The sequence below is a fragment of the Ruminococcus sporogenes genome, from assembly GCF_054655175.1.
In genome coordinates this window covers 795,659-821,674 of sequence record NZ_BAAHOA010000001.1, presented here as the reverse complement: position 1 = coordinate 821,674, position 26,016 = coordinate 795,659, and the positions used below count along the sequence as shown (strand labels likewise).

Below are 26,016 nucleotides of genomic sequence, written 5' to 3'. Positions count from 1 at the left end.
AACCTCATTAATCATACTTGTAGTATTCACAACTGCTTGTAACAGCATTGATATAGATAACATAGTTTAATTGGTCATTCAAATTTCTTGCCATGAACTTCCAGCACGCCGAAACGTCTAAACGATTATCGTTTTCTTCTATATGTTTTGGAACATAGACAAATTCTGCACGATTAACTGTCAATTGTACTACGCCGGACATCTCGTTCGATAAAGCGTCAACTGCCGATTCAAACGTAATTACTTCATCATGCTTTTGCGGTTCAAGTATATCATAAGCCCTATTAAATGCCATAATTGAATCAAGTTTATCACTTTCAATCATAAAAGCATGGGAAAAATAAAGTTTATAGTCAACAGATGTTTCACTGTCTATAGTCTGGAAGACCGTTGGTTCTTTTACGGGAAGAGAATCAAATCTGATATTATTGTAAACAGATGTCAAAAGGAAATGGTATCCATAGATTCCGTCGCCCATATCAACAATCCAGGTATCGGTAATATCCGCAGAAAGCTCTGGATTTGCTGCGCCTTTGTCAAATTCTTCCGTCAAATTTTCTTTTGCAAACTTTACAGCGTCCGCAAGTGCAACTTCTTTATCAAGCAGTTTATATATGTCATCACCGCTGAAATCTGACCCAAACGGCATTCGTATTCGCTCTGTTATTTTATTCTCATCGGCAGCACAATACATAGCAACCGTTTTACCTTTTTCGATATTTTTAATATCAAACGCTTTAGAGCCTGTAACCGTGTGTATACAGCCATTCGGGAACATCTGGACAAATAATTTCGGAGTCTGAACAAACATAAAAGGCGCAGCAAGTTCGCCGTTTAAGATTTGGTCTTTATAATCATAAAATTTTCCTACCAAAGCCTGATTATCATCTTCCGTATCGATATTGACGAGATATAATTCCTTTTTTTCATCTTCAGTAAGAAAACCGGGAAAGTATTTTTCAACAGTATCATCAAACCGCTTATAGACTTCCTCGCCCGATAAAGATGGTTTTATCGTCATTTCAAATGTTTCAACCGAATCGGTATCAGGGAATTCAACACTGAAATCCTTACTGAATTTTAGGTTATTAAAATCTTTTTTTATAACATTATCCTTTTGCTGCTCAATAGATTTATATATATTCTGCATATTGCTTTTTACATTTGATGATTCATTTTTATCAGTGCATCCTAAAAATGTACATGTTATTGCAGCAATAGCCAGCATGGCGACAAAGTGAGATCTTCTCATAGGTAAACCTCCGAATATTTTCCACAAGAGAGCTATATAGCTCTCTTGTGAAAATATAAATTTTAATGCGATAAGGATAGCCTTTGGTTTAAAGGTTATAACCTATAGATCCATTAGCAACTATCTTATCACCTACACCTGTAAATTTAAATGTGATTAAATCAACAGAAATGGGGGAAATTTTAAATACGCTGGAATATCCTGTTGTCGTAATATTTAGTCCGCTTGGAGATACATTGACAGAACGGTTATTTGAGCCGCTAATGCTGGAACAATAAGTCTGATAGCCACCGCCGTATGTATGTATAGTACAACTATACGTACGATGTTGTCCCGGATTTTGCGGAGCGTCCGGTGTAACCAGTATGTTCCAACTGCTTTTTGATGTGTATGCGCTTGCGCTCATTCCCGAGATTCCAACAACGAGAGTAGCCGCAGCCATTAAGCTCGCTAAAATTTTTTTCGTCTTTTTCATTTGAAAAGTTCTCCTTTTTTAAAAATTTATGTAATAATTGAATTTTTAATACTCCGCGCGATAGTATTGAAATCCAACTAATACAACAATAAATATAATGTATTTCTGTATCTATAATATCAAAATTTACAAAATACAACTTAAATGTCGCAAATTAATATATCTATTTTAATTATATCTTAATATGTCAATAAATTCAAGGCATTTGTCCCGAATGCTAAAATATCGCCCTGAATGCCAAAAATCAATAAATAATAATTCCGTTAATACTTAGGCTCTGAATATATTATACATACGGATAAAATTATCCCAAGCAGATAGTAAAAAAATAAAGAACCGAGAATTAAAATCTCGATTCTTAAAAATATTTTTAATTAAAAAAGCATCGTTTACAACCGCTTGGAAGCTTAATGATACTGTACTTAATGCCGTAAACAGCCTATGAGCCAAGTCATTTTACCTTTCAAATATTAATCCCTTTTAAAAATATCCCTTGTATAAACCTTTTCTATTACATCATCAAGACTGCTGTCATAACGGTTTGCTAAAATTGCATTTGACTGTTTTTTAAATTCATCAAAATCATTTACAACAACCGAGCCGAAAAAAGTAGAATTATTTTTGAGTGCAGGCTCATATATAATAACCGTTGCTCCTTTTGCCTTTATACGTTTCATAACGCCTTGAATAGAGCTTTGACGAAAATTATCGCTGTTAGATTTCATCGTAAGTCTATACACTCCTATTACAACTCTCTTTTCACTGTTGATATTAAAATTACTATTTGACGAATAATAGCCGGTTATCTCAAGTATACGATCTGCAATGAAGTCCTTACGTGTGCGATTAGATTCAACAATAGCCTCAATCAAATTTTCCGGAACATCAGAATAATTAGCAAGAAGCTGTTTAGTATCCTTCGGAAGACAGTAACCTCCGTAGCCAAAAGACGGATTATTATAATGCGTTCCTATTCTAGGATCAAGGCATACGCCGTTGATGATTGCCTTTGCGTCCAAGCCTTTCATTTCGGCATAGGTATCAAGCTCATTAAAAAAGCTGACACGAAGCGCAAGATATGTATTAGCAAAAAGCTTAACCGCTTCCGCTTCTGTAAACTCCATAAAAATAGTGTCAATATTTTTTTTAATTGCTCCCTCCTGTAAAAGACCTGCAAAAATATGCGCCGATTCAGCAAGCCTTCTGTCGCTCAAATCTATTCCTACAATAATCCTTGACGGATACAAATTGTCATACAGCGCTTTGGATTCACGTAAAAATTCCGGACTGAAAATAATATTTGAAGCTTTATACTTTTCTCTGACAGCCTTTGTATATCCAACTGGAATTGTAGATCTGATAACTATTATTGTATTCGGATTAGCTTTCAGCGCAAGCTCAATAACCTCTTCGACAGCCGATGTATCAAAGAAATTTTTCTTTCCGTCATAGTTAGTGGGCGCCGCAATTATTACAAAATCAGCGTCTTTATACGCGGATTCGCCGTCAATGGTTGCTTTCAGATTTAATTGCTTTTCAGTCAGATATTTTTTTATGAAATCGTCCTGAATTGGAGAAATCCTATTATTGATTTTCTCAATCTTTTCAGGTTCAATATCTACTGCGGTGACATGATTATGCTGTGCAAGAAGTACGGCAAGTGAAAGTCCGACATATCCCATCCCGGCAACTGCTATCTTCATATATAATATCTCCTTTAATTTATATAACGGTTTTTTTAATCCTTTATTTTAATTGCTCCTCATTCCTGCAAAACGCCTGATAATATATTTTATACCATTCCGCAAATTTTCTAAGTCCCTCGCGCAGACTCGTATTCGGCTTAAACCCGAAATCACGTTCCAGCATAGCTGTATCGGCATATGTTACAGGAACGTCTCCCGGCTGCATCGGTACAAGCCTTTTGTGCGCTTCAAAATTATAATCCTCAGGCAAAACCTTCGCCCTGACAAGCTCTTGAGAAAGAATTTGAACGAAGTCAAGCAAATTCTCAGGGCTGCCGTTTCCTATGTTGTAAAGCTTATACGGAGGTATCGGCAAATTATCCTCGCCGTTCTTCTTTTCCGGCGGAGACTGCATTACGCTCTTAACGCCTTCCACAATATCGTCTATATATGTAAAGTCGCGCATACAATTTCCGTAATTGAAAATTTCTATTGCTTCATTGTTCCTCAGCTTGTTTGTAAAGCTGAAGTATGCCATATCAGGACGTCCCATCGGTCCGTAAACTGTAAAGAAACGCAAACCTGTCGCCGGAATATTATACAGCTTAGAATAGCAATGCGTCATAAGCTCATCAGATTTTTTTGTCGCCGCATATAGCGAAACAGGGTTGTCCACTTTATCATTGGTTGAAAACGGTATTTTCTTGTTTCCGCCGTAAACACTTGACGAGCTTGCATAAACAAGATGCTCGACGGGATAATGCCGGCAGGCTTCAAGAATATTATAGAATCCGATTAAATTCGACTGTATGTAAGAATCAGGATTTGTTATTGAGTAGCGCACCCCTGCCTGCGCCGCGAAGTTTACAACAATCTGAGGTCTATATTGCTCAAATGCTGTGTTAATAAGATTTTTATCCGCAATATCGCCTCTTATGAATTTATATCTTCCATTCGAACATTTGTCAATTTGCTTTAACCGATATTCTTTTAAGGATACGTCATAATAATCATTCATATTGTCAATACCGATAATCCGTAGGTTTTCATAGCTTTTTAAAAGATTAATCACAAGATTAGCCCCTATGAAACCGGAAGATCCGGTGACAAGAACAGCTTTAGTATTAAGATTTACATTCATAATCAGCTTCTCCTCTTTGCTTTTTCAAATATTCTTATTATATATTCTTTATAAAATATATAGTTTATTATTAAAGACACTGCTATCCAGCAAATCAAAACCTCAAAGGCCAATATAAAAAACGATAGGTAAGAAACCGACAGCATTGGAATTTTAAACGTTATTATGACAGAAATCACAACGCTTATCATATCAATAGCTATATGTTTTAAGAATGATTTAAAATCAATATGAAGTATATGCTTTGAATTATACCGGGCCATCCATACGGTTTGATACGTCATTGCCGCCAATGTTCCGGCCGCCACGCCGACCAAGCCGAAAAAATTTACTGTTACAACGGAAATAAAAATATTCATAATCATTGCTATAATATAGTTACTTTGAGTCTGTTTATAATGTCCGGCGGCAAGTATAATAATATTATACGGGAGTCTGAAACAATGTCCCGCATTGGCTGCTGTAATTAATACTGCAAATAATGGATGAATATAATTTATATCAGTTATTCCTTTTGTATATACACGAATAAAATTCAAAAGTAAAATTCCTGTGCACCCAAAAACCAAAGCTGTAACCGTATGTATTAACCATTCAATATAATCAAAGAATTTTTTTAATTTATCCATTTCTTTTTTTGCAAGCATTTCGCCGATTAAAGATTGCATTCCATTAGTAAATGATATAACGATATTCTTCATACCAATGCACACCATATTATAAACTGAATAAACAGAGACATTTGAAAGCGAAGAGAAAAGTGTCAGTACAATGCTATCTGTTCCGGTTAAAACAAACGAAGCAAAATGCTGAGCCATTCCATTCCATTTCTGTTTAATAGGTTCTTCGGAATAGGTTATTTTTCTATCTATACTGTAATGTTTTTTTACATACCGCTGCAAATAAGTTGGTCTTAATAGAAAAATCAAAGAAGTGGTCAATTTAACAATATGAATAGAACAGCCTAACTGAATTAACACTACACATGCTAATGTGTTAATAAAAAGCGTAACCGATTTAGAAGTATATTGAATATAGCCTTTTTGATCTGCCGTTAAAAGCAAACCGTTTACAACTCCGAAATAATATTGTGCGAATGAACTAACACACATAGACCCGATTAACAACACCGTATATAATATTCCAAAGCTTTTATTTACTGAAAAAGGATAGAAACACATCAAGGCTATAACATATATCAGTAGTATCAAAGCTATTTTTCTGAAGAATTTTCCTGCCGAAACAAATATCCGGCTTATCATCTTACTGTCGTTTTCCGCAAGAGGCTTATATAACGACGACTGTACAACAGCGCCAACGCCCATATCCAGTAGCGTAACAGCGCCAAGAAACTGGGTTATTGATTCAACAAGTCCGTTTACCTCGGAGCCGTATGTTTTTAATATGAATTTTTGCAGGATAAACGCACATATGAAATTTGTAAATAGAAATATAAGTGACGAAATTGTGTTCAGCATGAGCTTCTTTTTCCGATTCATTTTTAATCTCCGTTTTATTGAGGAAGTCTAATTAAATTGCCCCATTCGATTTCCCAATCATCAGGATGTATTTTCAAAAAGCCGCTGTTATTATAGAATGTCATTTCACCAAAATAAACCCTTCCGTTCATTTCATAAAAATCAACTCTAACATGCGGAATCCCTGTTGACAATATTTTCGCTAACTCTATCATCGTATCAAACGAATAAGGTTTGCGGGGCGTAACCGGTGCGTTTGAATGCCAATGATTAGTTAAATTCAAATGAGAAAATTCCGAATCGAAGTAATCGAAATACATTTTCCCTTTGCCATGTCTATTTGTAACCAAAAGCAAAGCATGAACTTTGCCGTCAAAGCAGTAAAATTTATAATCCCTAAGTTCCTTATCCTGTGAATCCTCCATATATTTTTCCGCAATGATTCTCGGAGGAACGTTTTTATAAGGCCATTCACGTCCGCAATAGTAAAAATTACGTATTAAGTTTCGTTCGAGCAGCTTTCTTGCCGACTTCTTATCAAAGTTATTTTTATCTTTAACAATAATAATACCTCCGCTGTCGTGCGTACATTTTAAAACAAACTGATTCGGTAATATGTCAAAGTTAATATCTTCAAAACTTTCCCATACGCCGAGAGTTGGAATTATGTACTCCCCACCGATTTTATCTGCAACATACTTTTTTACCGCGTACTTGTCCGCCATTGTCGTGTAAATCGGCTTCCTGTCATGTATTTTAAGCCATTGAAGTTTTTCATTAAAAGTCTGTGGGTTGTCCAGGTTCAAGGATTTATGAAATTTTAATCTCCATAGCATTTTCAAATATTTCTCATCGCTCATCCAATTAAACAGACCTCTTACTCCGAGAGAAGATATCAAACTATATGGATCAGTTATTTTTTCTATTATCTTATTCACCATATGAACTCCTAAAATTGAAATTGAAACGGATAATAATGTATATCCTTATTTAAATACCATCTTAATATATAGCCTATAAAAAACAAAGAATAATATATAACAATTCCCACTTCAATCAACCTATTGTTTTTCCTGGTATTGACGCATAATGTCGCCGTTCCTGGAATAGCTATAAAAGCCAATTCAATATATACTCGATACATTATGTCATTTTGAACGGCAAAAATCAAAAACGAAAGACTGAAAATCAAAATATCAATAAAGAATTTTTGATTTTCATCATTGAATAATTTACTGTAATTTAAAATCAAATAGAGAATTATTATAAATATGGCTGATTTATACAAGATATTATTAAGCAAAGAAACATCCGCTTCAACTCCTACAGAACCATAACTAAACAACTTATTTGTTAATTCAAACACCAAATTGCATATACCGGTTAAATTTCTAATTATACAAATAATCGCAATAAAAAGATGTTTCTTTTCATTAAAATCTACTTTTCTGAATAAAATCAAAAAGGCAAAGAAAATAGTTGATTTATGAAACATTGAGGAAAATAAAACAATAGCTAAAAACGGTATCCATTTTCTATCTTTTAAATATTTAATAGAAAACAATAGTATTCCAATCGCACAACCTTGACGCATAATATTAAACGTACTTTGAATAAACATATACGGATTAAAAACGAGAATTATTAATGCTAAAATATAATAATCCGGTTCAACATATTTCTTTATATAGCAATAAAATCCTGCAAGCGTTAAGGCAGCAACCGAAAAATTCAATGCAGCTATATTGCATTGACTTAATTCAGAAATTATCCGACAAAGTAAAACATATCCTTTTTCACTGAAATACGCATCACCCGTTTTGTTAATATTTTTATATTCATATATATAGTTAATGTGGTCAGCTCCTATTATATCTGCTCTGAAAGACGCAATAAAACATAAAATACAAAGCGCTGTAATAAACGATATAGTGTAAAAGTATTTCCAGTCATAATTGAATACATTTATTTGGCGCCGACCTTCAATTAATCTTTCACACATATATAAATATATTAAGCCAAAAAATAAAACAAGATATATTATCACAATTTTTCTTTACTCCTTGAAATTAGCTAATACCCCTATAGCTTCTTCCCACTGCCTGCAAATCTTCTCAACGGAATATTTATCTCGAACATAAAGATTGTTCTTTCTCATTTTTTCCCGTTTCGCCTTATCATTCAAAAGCTCCAACATGGCGTTTTTCAAAGCAATTTTGTCTCCGCAGGGAACAATTATTCCATTTTCTTTATGTATCAGCTCTCTTGCGGTACCGGTTGGAAAATCTGTTGAAATAACAGGCAGTCCGACAGCCATTGCTTCTAACAAGGCGTTAGGAAACCCCTCGTAATCTGAAGACATTACAAATATTGTGCTGTCTTTTATTTCATTTAAAACGTCATTGCTTTTGCCCGGAAGAAAAACTGATTTTTCAAGATTAAGAGAACAAATTTGATTTTCAAGCCTGTTTCTCAAAACGCCTTCTCCATAAATTGTAAGTGTTACATTTTCATTTGCTTCCTGTTTTAGCAAATAAAACGCATTTATTAAAAGTGAGAAATTCTTTTGCGCCATAAGTCTGCCGACAGCACAAATTTTCAAAGTATTTCCTTCGGTTATCGGTTTGGGGATCAACGATATATCAATAGGATTACTTATAACGATTTTATTTTTAATCCTGTTATAGTAATTTAAGACAGCTTTGCTTTGACAAACAAGCAAATCGGTTTTCATAAAAATAATATTCGTTAATTTCCTGACTAACAAATTTCCTTTTTTCGGATCACATCTTTCAGAGCTAATCCATTTTATACTTTTTAATTTTCCAAATACTTTAAGTAAATATACAATTAAATTTGTTTCAAACAAAAATGAAATAACAACATCAGGCTTAAATTCATTTACTTTTTTTGAAATAAAACGCAAAGCTTCAATAAAATTTTTCACCATCGAATAATTTCTCGTTATTTTATTTTTTCTATTAATTACACAATTCAGACTTTCAAATTTCACGTTGCTATTAAGCTCATAAAATGATTTATTTCCAACGAGGGTAAGTATTTTTACGCTGTTGTTTTTTGAAAATTCATTTGCAAGATAAGCGATAACACGTTCTGCTCCGCCATTATTCATTCTTGGAATTAAAAATAATATTTTCATCTCGGCTCCATTTAAATCTATCTTCTTAATAATTTATCCGACACTAATTTCATTAAAAATAATGGTAAAATAAATAAAAATATTTGTCCGACTAATACATAAATAAAGTCACTAAACCGACACAAATTTTTTCTCCATAAGCTATATGAAACTTTAATGCACCCTATGCAGTTTCTCCATGACTTTCTGCGTTTATAATTATTTTTATCTGATCTATATAATAAAAGCGATTCATTTATGTTTTCTGCTTTACAATTATTCATAATCATTACAGAAAACAATTTTCTATCCTCATTTCTTCTTGTTGTAGGATAACCGCCGCATTTTAATACCTCAGACCTTTTATACATAACAGTAGGATGATTAAACGGCTGAATTCTTCCAATATTTTTCTTTATCTCCTCATATGACGACGGCACAATACGGGAACATTTTATTTCATTTGGATTATCCCAGAATTCGTCAATATTTGTTCCCACAATTGATAGCTCAGGGTTATCAAGAAATAATTTCAGTTCCTTTTCGCAACGCCTTGGCAAAGAAATGTCGTCAGAATCCATGCGGGCAACCAGTTCATTACGGCAGGCCTTTAATCCTTGATTCAGGGCATTTCCCAAGCCGCCGTTTACTTGCAGCTTGACGATGGTAAACAGCTCGTTAAAATCCGCCTTGTATTTATCAATAATATCAGATAATGATTTATTTAAAGCGCCGTCCTCAACTACTACAAATTGTTCAGGTTTAACAGTTTGATTAAGCATGCTCTCTATGCTTTGCTTCAGATATTCCGGTTTTTCTTTATCATAAACTGACATCAACACGCTATAATTCATTCTTCGTTCTCACCCAACCTTAACTTTTTCTCTTCCCTCTTTTTTCGTTTCTTTATTAATGCAATCTATATCGTCATGCTTCAAAACTTTATATAAGGTCCCCCAAAAAATTTTCACATCAAGCCAAAAACAGATTTTATAATAATACTCAGCGTCAAATTCTGCTTTTTCATCATCTGATAAAGAATTTCTTCCGTTTACCTGTGCAAGACCCGTCAACCCTGGAAGTATATTGTCGGAGCCGTTTTGCTTTCTCAGATTTTGAAGATATCCCTCTGCTAAAATAACAGGCCTTGGACCGATAATGCTCATATCGCCTTTTAAAATATTGAATAACTGCGGCAGCTCGTCCAAGCTTGTTTTTCTCAGAAACTTCCCAAATTTTGTTATATATTTATCCTGATTGATTACCATTTCACAAGCAGATATATTTGGAGCGTCTTTTTTCATCGTTCGAAATTTATAAATTACAAACGCTTCAGAATTTTTTCCATATCTTTTTTGCCTGAATATTATTCCGCAATTTGGACATTCAAATTTAATTACAACTGAAATAACAAATAAAACAGGCAAAAGAAGCAAAATCATGATAAAAGAAAATAAAATATCAAAACTTCTTTTTATTTTTAAATACATCATATCACCCTTTTACTTTTCTCAAGTATCTCATTTGAGTTTTCTATTATTTTCCTATCGGATTTTTTCATAATTAAATCATAATCCGGCTTTCGATCCGTTACATTATGCGCATCGCTTCCCAATACTAATGGAAACTCATTTTTGATAAGCTTCTTTACAAACCTGAATTCTCTGAAATTGCCGAAGGCTTCAGCATTCACCTGAAATATCGCGTCGGCTTTAAGTACTTTTTCGTAATCATCTTTAGTGTAATATGGTAAATAACGGTGAACATGAGCAATAATAGGAATCAATTTATGCTCCGATGAAATATTTTCGATTTCCTCAATCATCCAATCGGAAAAAGCCTTATACGGCAGTTCAAAAAGAATTAATTTCGTTCCCTGTATTGCCAGCCTTTCAATATTGTCCAGATCGGATATATCCTTTTCAACGGCAATTTCTGCTCCTAATAAAATATTAGTTATCAACGGACCTTTTAACATCAGACTTTCGCAGCATTTCCGCCTCCTCTCAAGAAAACGCTCGACACTTCTTTCCCTGTGAGCATAAAAATGCGGAGTTGCAATAATCCTATCCACACCCTGTAATTTCATCATTTCAAGCATTTTTATTGACATTTCCACAGACTCTGAACCGTCGTCCATTTTAGGAAGTATGTGGCAATGATAATCAGTCAGCATTGCTTTTCATCTTCCTCCGTTTCCGCTTTTGTCTGTTCATATCTGTAATTCTGCGCATAGTACCTGTATTTGTAGCCGTATTTGTAACCATATTTATAGCCGTACTTATATCCGTAACCCTTACCTGAACTCACGGAAATATCATTCAGTATAAAACCGGTTAGCTTACAATTACCAAGCTGAAGCTTTTTCTGAACCTCTTGAATTTCATAATAGCTTGTACTTCCATATGACAAAACAACGGCAACTCCGGCAATAATATCCGACAGACCGATAACGTCTGTCATTTGCAGGATCGGCGGTGTATCTATTAATATGTAATCATATTCGGATTTGATTTTTTCAGTCATCTCACGCATTTTTTTCGACGCCAAGAGTTCCGACGGATTCGGAGGAATAACTCCCGAAGTCAGAATATCAAGATTTTTTATAACGCTTCGGTGAACACAATCCTCAAAAACCGATTCGCGTGAAAGTATGGTTGAAAGACCTTTTCTATTTTGAAGATTGAAATTTTTGTGCTGCACAGGCTTTCTCATATCAGCGTCAACAAGCAGAACCTTTTTATCGGCTTCCGCCATGGTAACAGCAAGGTTTGCTATAGTAACGGACTTTCCCTCGGACGGCATTGAGCTTGTTATCGCCAGAATTCTGTTTTCTTCTGTAGATAATGAAAACATTACATTTGTACGCATTGATTTATAATTTTCAACCACGCTGAATGGGATTTTATTATTATAAATAAGCTTAGTTTTTCTATCGCTTGATTTGCCTATGTCCTTCTTTTTTGTTTTGCCCCCGATATGAGCAATTTCTCCTAAAATCGGTTTTTGAAAACGTTCCTGGAGTTCGGTAGTATCTTTAATGGAATTATCAAAAAAATCAATCATCAATATTATAAAAACAGCTATCAAAAATCCTGCAATGCCACCGAAAACGGTATTTTTTATTACATTCGGAGATACCTTCTCTTCATATAATTTAGCGTCGCCTATTTTTTCAACCGACCCCGTACCTACTACGCGAATCAGGAAACTCGGCGCAACATCGGCCATAATACTGCAAAGCTCCTGTGAAAGCTTGGCATTTTTAGTAGTCGCAGTAATATTCAATACTTCTGTTTCATTGGCTGCCGACATTGAAAAGCAGCTTTTAAGACTCTTATTTGTTATTTGTCCGTTTTTTATTTCAAAATAATCAGAAAGATCGTCGGCCGAATGATTTTCAAGAAGCTTTTTACTTATTTCATCCATTACAATATCATTATTTAGAATAACAATATAAGTTTCAACCAGCGACTTAGAAACATTCAAATCGTTTGCGTTTACTCCCTGCGATAGAGAATCAGTGCTATTATTGCTGTTTTTAACATACAACGAAACGTTTGACTGATATTTAGGCGCTATCATAAATTTTGATACTGAAAACAAGCAGCCTGCACAGATAATAGCTGCAATAATAAGATATGGTATTCTGCCGAAAAGTAGGTATATAAGGTCTTTTAAAGTAAATTTTTTATTCATGGAATTAAATCTTCCCTTTCTTTATTAAATGATTCGTATAAATTCACAGTATGAGGTATACTATGTATATATCCGTTTTGTGTTTTCTCAAAGTTTCCCCTTTTGAGAAAGAACTCTTAAAATACCCGGAAAATCAGAGTTATAAATAAAGGCAGACAAAAAAACTGACGAAGCAAATATTTATACGGCAAGCTTCAGCATACTCATACAAGCGCATTTTCTTTCCATAGATGAATGAACATAAATTTTCATTGTAGTTGAAACGTCACTATGTCCAAGAATTTCGGACAAAGTTTTAATATCAAAATTCTGCTGCAAGCAATTTGTTGCGAAGGTATGCCGTAGTGAATGAAATTTAATTGAAGGCAAATTTACTTTTTTAAGAATACTCTTAAATCTATAGGAAAGACATCTCGGTTCAACAAGCTTGCATGTTCCCGATAAAAGATATTTTTCGTCAGAACTGTAATTAGATTTTAATTTTTCTATCAAAAACTCGGGTATAGGAATATCACGTACTGAGTATTCGGTTTTAGGAGCTGAAATATTGACCACGGTTTTACTTTTTTCTGTAACGCTTTGAGCGCTAATTCTTTGTACAGTTTTATTAATATGCAAAATCTTATTTTCCAGATCAATATCATTCCATTTTAACGCGCAAAGCTCACCGATACGTATACCGGTAAAAGCGCTCAAAAGAATACCCAGCGAAGTATTATCAGACCTATTGAAAAGATAATTCTGAAGAACGGCCTGTTCCCTTTCGGAAAGCAAATCAGGCTTCTTTCTTTTAGCCTTAGGCAATTCAACAGATGAAAGCTTATTTGCATATCCGTATATCTTATTTGCCCATTTAGCAATACTTTTTATAATTACAGTCATATCAGAAACATATTTTGAAGAAAAGCCTTCAAATAATTTTTGCTTTTTGAATTTTTCAACTACATCGACGCTGACATCCGTATACTTTTTAATTGAGAAAAAAGGCATAATATGATTATCAAGCTTGTTTTTATAGCAGCATAGAGTACTTGCTTTTACTTTTGATTTTTCATAAGCGAACCATTTCTGCGCTATATCATTAAATGATAAGCGGCATTTACTTTCTGAAATTGAATTTTCACCTTGTAATTTATGAAGCTTTTCCTTGGCTTCGCTATAAGTTTTTCCATAAACAGATTTATATTTTTTAGTACCGCTTATATGAAACCGTCCCTCCCAGCGGCCATCATTTCTGTGATAAATATTTGATTCTTTTTTTGGCATTTTTTAATCCTCCTAATTTGACGATGTTTTTGACGAATCAAAATCCTTTTATTGTTATTCTGTATAAAGAATTTCATAATAAATGTAAAAATTGGTAAAAAAAGATGAAATTTTCATAAAAAAATAAAAAAAGCTATATTAATTATTGTAGTAATCTGTTTTAAATGATATAATAAAAAACAAAGTCATGTCAAAATTAATTGAAATTTGTTTTTCTCAAAGGGGGAAACTTTGAGAAAGTTAAAAATCCCAACGTTTCTTTCGTTGGGATTTTGTTTATACTTTAAATTACTCCGGAATTAATTGACTGACATGATATAATTAGAAAAAATGTATATTATACCAAAACTGATTAAAGGCGGTTTAGAATGAATAGAAAAGAATTAGAAAATTATATTTGTGAAACCTACAATGTGAACAGTGAATTTCCTTGGTTGAAATTTCCTAATTATGCGGTTTTTCGACATAATGCCAATAAAAAATGGTTTGCCTTAGTTATGAATGTTTCAAAGAAAAAACTTGGTTTATCAGAAAATAGTGAAATTGAAATTTTAAACGTTAAATGCGATCCCTTTATGATTGAATCCTTTAAAATGGAAACAGGAATTTATCCGGGATATCATATGAATAAAAAATTTTGGATTTCTGTCGCTTTAGACGGAAGCGTCGATTATGAAAAGATTAAAACTCTGATTAATATAAGTTTCAAACTAACGAATGACATTAAGCAGTGAAGTTTCTTGCTTTGCTGACTTTCTAAATAAACATAATTTATTTTAATTAGGAAAATAAAGTAAAATAACCGAAATATTTTATATATAAATTGTAAACTTTTTATGAACTTTTTGTGAAATACTTGACCTTTGTCTTTTTTTGGAATATAATTTATATAGCTATAAAGTAAAACATATATATTAGTTTAAAAATTCACTAATTAGTGGATTTTAAAAAAAGTAAAAGGAGAAATATTATGAAAAAAGCAAAAAAATTCATGGCAACTCTAACTGCCGTCACTGTTTCCGCAATCTCTCTTTGCTCTTTATTTACAGCAAACGCAGATTCAGAAATGATGAAAACCTACAGAGTTTTCCACAACGTTAACTCCGCCGATAACATCACTTATATTGATTACGTAATGAATTATTCCTCAAGCATAATTGCAAATCCAAGTAATAAAACTCCTCTTCTAAATAATGGTTATTTTGTTTCATCAAATAATGACAAAATTCAAGGTACATATCTTGGAAATGCAATTCAAAGCGGAATCGCAATTACAACTGATTTCTATACGCCTAATTCAGTTTCAAACATTTTCAATGAAATTTCATACAGTGCGACCATAAGAAACAGTAATAATGTAAATATTAACCCAAATTCAATCACGTTGAATGCTGTTCTGGTAGGTGATGTGGATCAGGACGGATATGTAAATTCAACTGATATAGTTATTCTTAATAAATACCTTACAGATCCTGAAAAGTATCCTTTAGTAAATGAAGACGCTTACCTTGCGGCAAATACTAAATTAGACTATGACGCAAACGGCAATCCTCTGCTTAATAATGAAGATGTGCAGGCAATTACAAATTATGTTCTACAGGTTATAAATCATTTTTAATCTTTGTTAAGAATTAGTTAAATAAGAATGCAGGCTTTGAAAATTTTTTAATTTTTGTCAATAAGTTTTTTATTTATAAATAAAGAAGTCCGAAATTTCGGGCTTCTTTATTATTTTGCCTTCCGGATATATTGGCAGAAAATTTTACAGATATTTTGCATTGTTTCGTATCAATAAACATGTTATAGTAATTGTACACACAAAATTAATCATTACATATGGAGGGAATAGTAATGAAAATGAAGAAAATTATTTCTGTAATAGCAATGTTTACGCTTATATCCGGCACTGTGTTCAGTGTAAATGCAGTAAATAAGCCAAATGACGAACATGAAACAGCCGCGCTTTCCTACGCCGACGCAAATTTGAAAGAATATGCTCAACAGGTAGCTGTTCTTGTAAATAAGGAGCGTAAGTCTAACGGACTGAATCCTCTCCGTTTTTCTCCGCTGCTAAGCGAAGCGGCGCTAATAAGATCAGGCGAATTACCGAAAAGCTTTTCACATACAAGACCTGACGGTTCAAGCTTCTTTACCGCTATGACCGAGCTTGGAATTTCCTATCGAACGGCCGGTGAAAATATAGCGTATGGACAAAAAAATCCGGAAAGCGTAATGAACGCATGGATGAATTCCTCAGGACACCGTTCGAATATTCTAAATAAAAATGTGGATTACATAGGCGTAGGAGTTACTTTCCAAAACGGAATGTATTACTGGACTCAATTATTTGCTGCGTCCGACCAATTATATGAAGGATCTTACCTTCCGGGCGAAACGCCCGTTACAACCGCCCCTGTAACCACTACGGTACATACGTCTACAACTGTAAAAACTACAACTACTGCTGTAAAAACAACATCTCCGGCAGAAACGTCGGTAACCACTACTGCAAAAGCAAACGATGAAAAGCCGGATGAAATTTTTACGACTATTAAAACAACCGACGTTCCGGAGACTATTACGTCGACAACTATAACTACTGTTATTCCGGTTACGGATATAGTTACAACAACCACAATAACTACTACAACAAATTGTACAGTAATTAAACCTCCGGTTATTACCATACCTGTGGGAGACAACTGCTCCGGAATAGGTATCGGAGTTATAGTTATCAAGGGTAAAAATTAACATATACTTTGTAAATACAATCGAATTATCGTTATCAGCTGCTGTTTAAAAATTTAAATCCTGCGTTTCCCATATAAAGGAAAACGCAGGATTTTTTAATCTAAAAAGCTCAGGACTTTTAAAGACGATCGTTTTTCAATAAATTTATAGACTTACAATTATTTCAGCGTTTATTTTGAAAGATATTCAACGCGAATTTTTTCTGATAAAATGAAAACAATATCAAATATAAATCCGCAGCACATGATATTAAGCATAATTTGAAGGAGAGAATAAAATGAGCAATATGCTGAAAAACGAAACAAGCCCTTACCTTTTACAGCATTCAGAAAATCCTGTCAACTGGTATCCATGGCGTCAGGAAGCATTCGAAAAGGCAAGAGCAGAGGATAAGCCTATTTTTCTGAGTATTGGATACAGCTCCTGTCACTGGTGTCACGTTATGGCGCATGAAAGCTTTGAAAGCCTTAAAACGGCAGAGATTCTTAACGAAAAATTTATATCAATTAAGGTCGACAGAGAGGAACGTCCTGATATTGACAGCGTTTATATGTCTGTTTGTCAGGCATTTACCGGCAGCGGAGGCTGGCCAATGAGTATTTTTATGACATGGGATAAAAAACCGTTTTTTGCTGGAACATATTTTCCTCCTTATTCACGTCATGGAATGCCGGGCTTTTTTGAATTGCTTAATGCAATTTCAAGTCAATGGCAAAATAACAGATATAAGCTCATAAACTCGGCCGATATGATAATCAAACAGCTAAAAATGCAGGACATTCACAATAAACCTGTGAACGGAAATCCTATTGAAGAAGCGGTGCAGATTTTTTCAGAAAGCTTTGACAGCGTTAACGGCGGATTCGGATCCGCTCCAAAGTTTCCATCACCCCACAATCTTATGTTTTTAACTATGTACGCCTATCTTACAAATAACGATGAAGCGCTTCATATGGTTGAAAAAACGCTTATTCAAATGCGTAAGGGAGGTATTTTTGACCAAATAGGCTGCGGCTTTTCAAGATATTCAACTGATAACCTCTATCTGACGCCTCATTTTGAAAAAATGCTTTACGACAACGCTTTGATGATTATTTCATATTCAGCAGTATATAGCATAACAAAAAATAATATTTATCTTAACACTGCTGAAAAAACAGCGGATTATGTACTAAGAGAAATGACGTCTACCGAAGGAGGATTTTACAGCGCGCAGGATGCCGACAGCGAGGGTGTGGAAGGAAAATATTATACGTTTTCTTTAAAAGAAATTTTATCTGTGTTAGGTGAAGAAGGCGGCAGAAAATTCGCCGGTTTATTTGATATTACAGAAGCCGGCAATTTTGAATCTGGGAATATTCCAAATCTTCTTAAAAGCAACGATTTGACAACAGACCTCAGCGAAGAAATCAAAAAGCTTTACAATTACCGTAAAAACCGTATGAAGCTGCGCATTGACGATAAAATTCTGGTTTCATGGAACTCTATGATGATTTCTGCTTTATCTATTCTTTACAGAATATCCGGTAATGAAAAATATCTGAACGCAGCGAAAATATCCCAAAAATTTATAGAAAACAATTTATGTAAAAATAAAAGGATATATACAAGCTTTCGCAACGGAAACCGTTCCGGCAAAAGCTTTCTTGACGATTACGCTTATTATATTTCGGCGCTGACAGAGCTTTACAACTCAACTTTAAACAAAGATTATCTTAATAAAGCAGAATTTTTCTGCTCAGAAGCCGTAAAGCTTTTTGCAGATAATAAAAACGGAGGATTTTATCTCAGTGAAATAAATAACTGTGAACTCTTTATTAATCCAAAGGAGACCTTTGACGGAGCAGTTCCCAGCGGTAATTCGATTATGGCATACAACTTTGTCAGATTATATCAACTGACAGAAAAAGATATTTACAGAGATTTAATTGAACGTCAAAATAAATTCATGTCCGTATCCTCCCGGAATTATCCCGCAGGTCACTGTATGTTTTTACTTGCTAAGCTTATTTACGAAAATCCTCCGGAGCATATTATCGCTGTTGTGAAGGAAATGCAAGATATCGAAAAAATTAAAAAAATCCCTAAACTCCTTATCAATATAATACCAATAACTGAATGTGAAAATTATCCATTATTAAATGACAAAACGACCTACTATATATGCAAAAACCATGTTTGCCGCCCGCCTTCCAACCAAATTGACCATTGACACAAGAAACTGCTCGTCAGGTAATTAAATAAATGATTTTCCGGTCGCTTATAAAATATAAAAACGCTTACAAAAGAGCTGAATACTCCTTTGTAAGCGTTTATTAGTTTACTGTGGTTTTACCAATATACAATATACTATTTATACCTATAGCTTTTTTAAATATTTTCACTGCTTGATTTTTCGTCAAATCCGTAGCCTTCAGCCGGAGGAGTTACGTTGTCGAACGATCCGCCGTTAGGAGGCGTCATCCCTTCGGGATGAGTAAAACCGTTATCAGGCATTTCACCGTTTTCAGGATCAAAACTTCCGTTATTACCTGGCATACCTCCGCGGCCAATTCCCCCCATTTGACCAAAAGTTCCTGTTCCCGCTTGAGTTACGGCTGATTCGGCTGTAACAGTTTCAAGCAATGTTCCGCCTGAATATTCTCCTCCGCTGTAAAGACCGTCTTTTGCAGTTCCGCTGCTGCTTCCTCCGTAATAAATACTGTAACTCTCGCCTTGTATTATATCCGGAGAGCTTATTATCACAGACGAAAATTTCTTAGACGGAGAATACGTTATTATATTTTCACCGTTTTTATTCTGAACGCAAACTATCGTCCCTGCGTCCAATGATTGTTCGAACCCTACGACAAGAGACGGCTGAGTTGACGTGTCGGACGGAAACTCCGCCATACCCGAGCTTCCGGCAGCTATTAAAATGCCCCCGCTGACATTTATTTCCGTACCTGAATCAAGCGCGCCGTTTCCATCGTTTACCGGTCCGTCAACAATGACGGTTCCACCGCTTATATTCATAACGCCGTTTGAATCAAGACCGTCTCCGCCTGCGTTAACATAAATATAACCGCCGTTTATGTTTAAAATACAATTTTCAGACACGTCGCCGAAGCCTTTGCCGATATTCTGACCGCTGCTTTCAGCGTCATCATCAGAAGATCCCTCGCTCGCGTTAAATCCATCGTCGCTGGCAGTTACGCTGATATTACCGTCGTTTATAGTAATAACCGTTCCCTCCAGTCCCTCGTAGGACTTCAATACAGAAATCTCGCCCCCGTTGACAGTCAGTTCTCCGTCAGCATGTATACCGTCGTCACCGGAAGAAAGATTCAACGTACCGCCGTTTATTTCTATATTTCCGTTGGAATGCACTGTATCGTCCGTACAGTCGGCTGTAATTGTTCCATCGTTTATAATAAGCTTATTTCCTGCTTTAACACCCTTTTCACTGTCCTCGGTTTTATTGGAATTTCCTTCAGACGCTCTTCCGAAACCTCCGCCTATCTGATCGAACGAAGCCGCGTTAGTATCTCCTGAGCCGTTACCTGTTTTTATATCAAACGTTCCTCCGTTTATAATAAGCTCCGTTTCAGCCTGTATAGCGTCCGAAACGGCAGTTATATTAAATTCCCCGCTTTCTATAGCGATATACCCTTTTCCGTCTTCTTCGGCATTTGAGGATTTCAGACCGTCGCTCTGCGACTGAGCATTTATCTTAGCTTCCATGATCGCAAGGGAATCCTTTCCCTTAATTGAATTTCCTACAGATGTTATATTTATTACCGAATCCTTAATACGCAGATCATTTTTGCTTGTAATTCCTTCATTGTAATTAGCGGTTATATTCAAAGTTCCCCCGCCGTTTACAGAAAGATCGTCCTTACTGTATATAACCGCGTCCGGCTCATTTTCCTCGCTGTTATCATATACATAATCGGCAGCGTCGCTTAAATTATTCTCACTGCCTTCTGCAACTGTTATGACCGCTTTATCCGCATTTTCTATATATACCGCAGACGAAACGGAATTAGATATTTTTACTCCGTTAAAAACCAGATGAACCTTATCCTTAGTATTTACATAAATCTGTCCGTCGTAAAGCGTACCGGAAAATAAAAATGTCCCTCCGCTTTCTATAATTATTCTACCGTCTGAGAATTCTGAACCGCCGCCGTTTATATCTGCGCTGTCTCCTGTAAATGATATGACGGCCGTTATATCATCATATGTATCGTTCAAATCATCGCTGTCAAAATACTCCGAGCCGGTTTCCTTATTATTGCTTTCTGCGGACAACGCAGAAGCATTTTCCGCAGAAAGTACGGAATCCGCTTCAGAAACAGAGCTTTGACCGCTGCCGCCTTCTTCACATCCGGTCATCGAAAACGCGCAAATAATAAGCGTTGAAATCACTATCGCCAGTTTTTTTAAATTGTTCATAAAATCACACCCTAAAATATTATATAATAATATTCCCCCTGTGATTTATCTTTATCTGTATTTATTTTCACATATAATTGTGGTTATTATGTGAAATAAACAAGTATAAATACGGAAAATATACCGGGAGAGCCGCCGAAGCTTATTAAATTGTTTCTAAACTTGACAATTCTCAGATTATATGTTATATTATATTTTGAAAAACAATTGTATTTCATTGGTGGACTGATTAAATTATATTATACGTTCAATAGGAGTTATAATGAATAAATCTCATTTGATAGTTGTTGATTCTTCAGTATTGCCTGAGGTTATTTTAAAGGTTCTTCAAGTCAAAAAAATCATGGCTAATAAAGAGGCTAAAAGCTCAGCCGCCGCCTGCAAGCTGGTAGGGGTATCCAGAAGCGCTTATTACAAATACCGCGACTGCGTTTATTCCTATGAGGAAAAGCTTATGCAGAAAATTATCACTCTTTATATGCTATTAAAGGACGAACCCGGAGTACTTTCAAGCGTATTGGTTTCACTGCACAACCTCAGCGCAAATATACTGACTGTCAATCAAAGCATTCCTATTGACGGCGTCGCAACAGTTACAATATCCCTAAGGCTAAACGAAAGCTTTGAGGAAGCGGTCGCTATGAAATCAATTATCTCTGAATTAAGAGGCGTTGTAGATATACAGCTTCTTTCAGGCGAGTAAATATTATTGGAGGGTACTATGTTAAAATTTGCAGTTTTAGGTTACGGCGTTGTCGGATCAGGTGTAGTGGAGTTGTTCTATAAAAACAAAAGCAAAATAGAAAAAAAAGCCGGTCGTCCAATGGACGTAAAATACATTCTTGACATAAGGGAATTCCCTGATAGTCCATACAAAAATAAATTTGTTAAAACCATAGATGAAATTATAAACGATAATGAAATAAAAGCTGTGGCTGAATGTATGGGCGGAGTAGAGCCCGCCTATACATTTTCAAAAAAATGCCTTGAAAGAGGCATAAGCGTTTCAACTTCAAACAAAGAACTGGTTGCCGCAAAGGGAGACGAGCTTCTGGCAATCGCAAGAGCAAATAACTGCAATTATTTCTTTGAAGCAAGCGTTGGCGGCGCTATTCCGATTATAAGACCTCTTCATAAATGCCTTGCCGCAAACGACATTGACAGCGTCGCAGGAATACTAAACGGAACCACAAATTTTATTCTCTCAAAGATGATTTACGACGGTATGAAGTTTGAGGACGCACTCAGACTGGCGCAGAAGCTTGGATATGCTGAAAAGGATCCGACCGCAGACGTAGAAGGCCATGACGCATGCCGCAAAATATGCATTATATCGTCTCTTGTCTACGGAAAGCACGTATATCCTGACAGCGTTCATACTGAAGGCATATCTGATATTAAGCTTGAAGATGTTCAAATCGTCAACAAATGGGGTGGCTCAATCAAGCTTATTGCAAAGGTATCCGCTGTCGGCAATGGAAAAATACTTCCGATTGTAATGCCCATGATTGTTCCGTTCGACAATCTTATTTCAAGAGTGGACGACGTTTTCAATGCTGTATTGGTAAGCGGCGACGCAATAGACAAAACGCTGTTCTACGGCAGAGGCGCAGGTAAGCTGCCTACCGCCAGCGCCGTTTTAGGCGACGTTATAGATTCGGTCAAACATGATAAAACCGTATTCTCTCAGTCATGGGAACCGGCAGAGGACAATTCCTTTATAGAGGATTGGCATAACTTTAAGGCTCCGGTTTATTTCAGAGTTGAAAAACCTGAAAATATACTTGATATAATTAAGAATTTTGAAAAAATAAACGGTATAGCCGGTCAGACAAGCTTTATCACCTCAGAAATGACGCTGAATCATGCCTATGAATTAAAGGAAAAGCTTGAAGCAAATGGAGCGGACGTTGTATCAATGATACCTGTCCTAAAATAATAATGTAATAATTTTATAACGGCACCGTCTGAAAAGCGGTGTCGTTTAATTTAACAATAAAGGAAAGATAAAATGAAACGTATAGTAGCCGGTATACTTGCTCATGTTGATTCAGGTAAAACCACTCTTTCAGAGGCCATGCTCTACCATACAGGAACTATAAGAAAGCCCGGACGTGTAGACCACAGGAATACCTATTTAGACACCGACCGTATTGAAAGAGAACGAGGGATCACTATATTTTCAAAGCAGGCAATTATAAAGCTTGACAACGCCGAAATAACCTTGCTCGATACTCCCGGACATGCTGATTTTTCAACGGAAACCGAAAGAGTTCTCCAGATACTTGATTGTGCGATACTTGTCATCAGCGGCACGGACGGTGTTCAGAGTCATACTGAAACCTTATGGCGCCTTCTTACACGTTATAGCATACCTGTATTTATTTTTATAAACAAGACCGATATGCCGGGAATAGACCGTAAAAATATAATAATCGATCTGAAAAATAAGCTGGATTATAGGTGCGTCGATTTTGAAAATTCTGATAAAAACCGCCTCTATGAAGAACTTGCCGAATGCGACGAAAGTATTATGCAATACTATCTTGACAATGGAAATGTCAGAGAAGAGGACATTTTAAACGCTGTCAGAAGTAGAGAGCTTTTTCCATGCTGCTTCGGCTCAGCTCTTAAATTGAACGGAATCGAAAGCTTTATGGAAATATTCTGCCGATATGCGCCATCCTCCCCCAACTCTGAAAGCTTCGGAGCCAAGGTGTTCAAAATAACCGAAGACGAATCCGGAAACCGTCTTACACACCTTAAAATAACCGGAGGAAGTCTTAAAGTTAGATCGGCCGTTCACGGAGTTTCTCAGGACAAAAAGGATTGGGAGGAAAAAATTAACCAGATACGCATTTACTCCGGAGAAAAGTTTATAACCGCAAATGAAGTTTACAGCGGAACAGTCTGTGCAGTTACCGGACTTACCAAAACATATTCCGGGGAGGGCCTGGGCATGGAAGCTGATTCCGACGATCCCCTGCTCGAGCCTGTGCTTACATATTCTGTAAAACTGCCGGACGGAACAGATCCTCATGCAGTTATAAAAAAGCTGAGAAAGCTTGAAGAAGAGGATCCCCAGCTTCATATAATCTGGAACGAACAGCATAAGGAAATACATATACAGCTTATGGGCGAAATTCAGCTTGAAATCCTTAAAAACATTATTTACGAAAGATTCGATATAAACGTGCAATTCGGTCCTGGAAGTATTGCGTATAAAGAAACTATCGCAAATAAAGTTGAAGGCGTTGGGCACTACGAACCGCTGCGTCACTATGCTGAAGTACATCTCATTTTGGAGCCTCTTAAAAGAGGAAGCGGACTTATTTTTTCAACAGACTGCCGTGAGGATTTACTGGATAAGAATTGGCAAAGACTTATTATTTCACATCTTAAAGAAAAAACGCATATAGGAGTATTAACAGGATCGCCTATAACAGACATGAGAATAACCCTGGTTTCCGGACGGGCTCATGCCAAGCATACTGAAGGCGGAGATTTCAGGCAAGCAACCTACCGTGCAGTACGTCACGGTCTTAAATGCGCGGAAAGTATTCTTCTTGAGCCCTGGTACAGTTTTAAAATCGAGCTTCCCTCCGAAAATACCGGACGGGCTCTTTCAGACATTCAGCAAATGAACGGCAGTTTTGAAACGCCGGCTTCTAACGGGGAATTAACTGTAATATCCGGCAGCGCTCCGGTAGCTTCAATAAGAGATTATCAAAACGAAATAAAAGCATATACCCGTGGAAAAGGAAAGATTTATTTATCTTTCAAAGGCTATGAGCCGTGCGTAAACTCCGAAAGGGTAATTGATGAAATCGGCTACAACAGCGATTCTGACACTGAAAACACTGCGGATTCTGTTTTCTGCTCTCACGGCTCCGGACATGTCGTAAAGTGGAATGAGGTTTATGATAATATGCACCTTGAACGTTACCTTAAAATACATGACAGCTCTTCAGACATAGATATTTTGAAAAAAACGGAAACCTACTATTCACGTATTACAGACGACAAAGAGCTTATGGAAATCTTTGAGCGAACCTACGGTCCCGTACGCAGGGATAAAATACAAGCGTTCAAGCGCAGAAGAAAAAATACTGCGGAAACGGATAACAAGAAAATAAAGCCTGTTCTCAAAGGACCGGAATATCTGCTTGTTGACGGCTATAATATTATTTTTGCATGGGATAATTTAAAGGGTATCGCAAAAAATAATCTTGACCTTGCAAGAAGTCAGCTTATCAATATCCTATGCAATTATCAGGCGTTTAAGCAATGTGAGCTTATATTGGTTTTTGACGCCTATAAGGTCAAAGGCAATACCGGTGAAATAGAAAAAATCCATAATACAAGCGTTGTCTATACAAAGGAAGCGGAAACAGCCGATATGTATATACAAAAGGCGACAAGTCAGATAGGAAAAGACAGGAAGGTAAGAGTTGCAACGTCAGACGGTATGGAGCAGCTTATTATTCTGGGAAACGGAGCCTACCGAGTTTCCGCATCTGAATTTTATGAGGAAGTAAAAACTGTGGACAAAGCGATCAGGGATTTTATTGAAAACCAGAAGTGACTTAGGCGAATTTTACAGATTCTACAGTGTGAACTATCCGTATTAATATAAATAATACAATCTTTGCCGAAAGCTATTGACAACATATTTGAATATGGTACAATAAGG

Annotated in this window: 21 protein-coding genes; 7 read left to right on the top strand and 14 right to left on the bottom strand. The window is 35.8% G+C overall.

Annotation, left to right across the window (positions count from 1 at the left end; translation table 11 throughout):
* Window positions 1-7: 7 nt before the first annotated feature.
* From ACYQ0N_RS04375 to ACYQ0N_RS04315, 13 genes are all read right to left on the bottom strand, one after another.
* Window positions 8-1,252, bottom strand: a complete 1,245-nt coding sequence (locus ACYQ0N_RS04375) for a hypothetical protein (protein WP_460161965.1) — start codon at window positions 1,250-1,252, stop codon at window positions 8-10.
* 88 nt (window positions 1,253-1,340) lie between these two features.
* Window positions 1,341-1,727 (bottom strand): hypothetical protein, encoded by a 387-nt coding sequence (locus ACYQ0N_RS04370; protein WP_177531572.1) that lies wholly within the window; start codon window positions 1,725-1,727, stop codon window positions 1,341-1,343.
* Window positions 1,728-2,197: 470 nt separating this feature from the next.
* A complete protein-coding gene (locus tag ACYQ0N_RS04365) occupies window positions 2,198-3,430 on the bottom strand; it encodes a nucleotide sugar dehydrogenase (protein WP_177531573.1) in 1,233 nt (410 codons plus the stop codon).
* Window positions 3,431-3,473: 43 nt separating this feature from the next.
* Window positions 3,474-4,553 carry an NAD-dependent epimerase/dehydratase family protein gene (locus tag ACYQ0N_RS04360; protein ID WP_177531574.1) on the bottom strand — a complete coding sequence of 360 codons (1,080 nt, stop codon included), beginning with the start codon at window positions 4,551-4,553 and terminating at the stop codon, window positions 3,474-3,476.
* A gap of 2 nt (window positions 4,554-4,555) precedes the next feature.
* On the bottom strand, window positions 4,556-6,052 hold the full coding sequence (locus tag ACYQ0N_RS04355; RefSeq protein WP_177531575.1) for a lipopolysaccharide biosynthesis protein: 1,497 nt from the start codon (window positions 6,050-6,052) through the stop codon (window positions 4,556-4,558).
* 14 nt (window positions 6,053-6,066) lie between these two features.
* Window positions 6,067-6,972, bottom strand: a complete 906-nt coding sequence (locus tag ACYQ0N_RS04350; protein ID WP_460161964.1) for an ATP-grasp fold amidoligase family protein — start codon at window positions 6,970-6,972, stop codon at window positions 6,067-6,069.
* 8 nt (window positions 6,973-6,980) lie between these two features.
* Window positions 6,981-8,078 (bottom strand): EpsG family protein, encoded by a 1,098-nt coding sequence (locus ACYQ0N_RS04345; RefSeq protein WP_460161963.1) that lies wholly within the window; start codon window positions 8,076-8,078, stop codon window positions 6,981-6,983.
* 9 nt (window positions 8,079-8,087) lie between these two features.
* Window positions 8,088-9,191 (bottom strand): glycosyltransferase, encoded by a 1,104-nt coding sequence (locus ACYQ0N_RS04340; protein WP_177531578.1) that lies wholly within the window; start codon window positions 9,189-9,191, stop codon window positions 8,088-8,090.
* A 17-nt stretch (window positions 9,192-9,208) separates the two neighbouring features.
* Window positions 9,209-10,024, bottom strand: coding sequence for a glycosyltransferase (locus ACYQ0N_RS04335; RefSeq protein WP_460161962.1), 816 nt, complete (start codon window positions 10,022-10,024; stop codon window positions 9,209-9,211).
* 9 nt (window positions 10,025-10,033) lie between these two features.
* Window positions 10,034-10,663, bottom strand: a complete 630-nt coding sequence (locus tag ACYQ0N_RS04330) for a sugar transferase (protein WP_460161961.1) — start codon at window positions 10,661-10,663, stop codon at window positions 10,034-10,036.
* Window positions 10,660-11,346 carry a CpsB/CapC family capsule biosynthesis tyrosine phosphatase gene (locus ACYQ0N_RS04325; protein WP_177531581.1) on the bottom strand — a complete coding sequence of 229 codons (687 nt, stop codon included), beginning with the start codon at window positions 11,344-11,346 and terminating at the stop codon, window positions 10,660-10,662. Before ACYQ0N_RS04325 ends, ACYQ0N_RS04330 begins: the two co-directional genes overlap by 4 nt.
* Window positions 11,340-12,869, bottom strand: a complete 1,530-nt coding sequence (locus ACYQ0N_RS04320; RefSeq protein WP_460161960.1) for a tyrosine-protein kinase domain-containing protein — start codon at window positions 12,867-12,869, stop codon at window positions 11,340-11,342. Before ACYQ0N_RS04320 ends, ACYQ0N_RS04325 begins: the two co-directional genes overlap by 7 nt.
* A 180-nt stretch (window positions 12,870-13,049) precedes the next feature.
* Window positions 13,050-14,135 carry a tyrosine-type recombinase/integrase gene (locus ACYQ0N_RS04315; protein WP_177531583.1) on the bottom strand — a complete coding sequence of 362 codons (1,086 nt, stop codon included), beginning with the start codon at window positions 14,133-14,135 and terminating at the stop codon, window positions 13,050-13,052.
* 368 nt (window positions 14,136-14,503) lie between these two features.
* On the opposite strand from ACYQ0N_RS04315, the gene ACYQ0N_RS04310 reads away from it, so the two are divergent.
* The 4 genes from ACYQ0N_RS04310 to ACYQ0N_RS04295 all read left to right on the top strand — a co-directional run bounded on the left by ACYQ0N_RS04310 (window position 14,504) and on the right by ACYQ0N_RS04295 (window position 19,098).
* The gene (locus ACYQ0N_RS04310) at window positions 14,504-14,869 is read left to right on the top strand and encodes an MmcQ/YjbR family DNA-binding protein (protein WP_460161959.1); all 366 of its coding nucleotides are present in this window, start codon (window positions 14,504-14,506) and stop codon (window positions 14,867-14,869) included.
* A 236-nt stretch (window positions 14,870-15,105) separates the two neighbouring features.
* On the top strand, window positions 15,106-15,753 hold the full coding sequence (locus tag ACYQ0N_RS04305) for a dockerin type I domain-containing protein (protein ID WP_460161958.1): 648 nt from the start codon (window positions 15,106-15,108) through the stop codon (window positions 15,751-15,753).
* Between the two features lie 233 nt (window positions 15,754-15,986).
* Complete coding sequence (locus tag ACYQ0N_RS04300; RefSeq protein ID WP_460161957.1) at window positions 15,987-16,886, top strand: CAP domain-containing protein; 900 nt, start codon at window positions 15,987-15,989, stop codon at window positions 16,884-16,886.
* A 277-nt stretch (window positions 16,887-17,163) separates the two neighbouring features.
* Window positions 17,164-19,098, top strand: coding sequence for a thioredoxin domain-containing protein (locus tag ACYQ0N_RS04295; protein ID WP_460161956.1), 1,935 nt, complete (start codon window positions 17,164-17,166; stop codon window positions 19,096-19,098).
* Between the two features lie 158 nt (window positions 19,099-19,256).
* On the opposite strand, the gene ACYQ0N_RS04290 is transcribed toward ACYQ0N_RS04295, so the two are convergent.
* Entirely contained in the window at window positions 19,257-21,323 is a 2,067-nt protein-coding gene (locus tag ACYQ0N_RS04290; protein WP_177531588.1) for a carbohydrate-binding domain-containing protein, read from the bottom strand.
* 262 nt (window positions 21,324-21,585) lie between these two features.
* Between ACYQ0N_RS04290 and ACYQ0N_RS04285 the strand changes: the two genes are divergently transcribed.
* The 3 genes from ACYQ0N_RS04285 to ACYQ0N_RS04275 all read left to right on the top strand — a co-directional run bounded on the left by ACYQ0N_RS04285 (window position 21,586) and on the right by ACYQ0N_RS04275 (window position 25,908).
* Window positions 21,586-22,026 (top strand): ACT domain-containing protein, encoded by a 441-nt coding sequence (locus tag ACYQ0N_RS04285; protein WP_177531589.1) that lies wholly within the window; start codon window positions 21,586-21,588, stop codon window positions 22,024-22,026.
* A gap of 18 nt (window positions 22,027-22,044) precedes the next feature.
* On the top strand, window positions 22,045-23,262 hold the full coding sequence (locus ACYQ0N_RS04280) for a homoserine dehydrogenase (RefSeq protein WP_460161955.1): 1,218 nt from the start codon (window positions 22,045-22,047) through the stop codon (window positions 23,260-23,262).
* Between the two features lie 72 nt (window positions 23,263-23,334).
* Window positions 23,335-25,908: an NYN domain-containing protein gene (locus ACYQ0N_RS04275; RefSeq protein WP_460161954.1), complete on the top strand. Its 2,574-nt coding sequence runs from the start codon at window positions 23,335-23,337 to the stop codon at window positions 25,906-25,908.
* The last annotated feature ends 108 nt before the right edge of the window (window positions 25,909-26,016 follow it).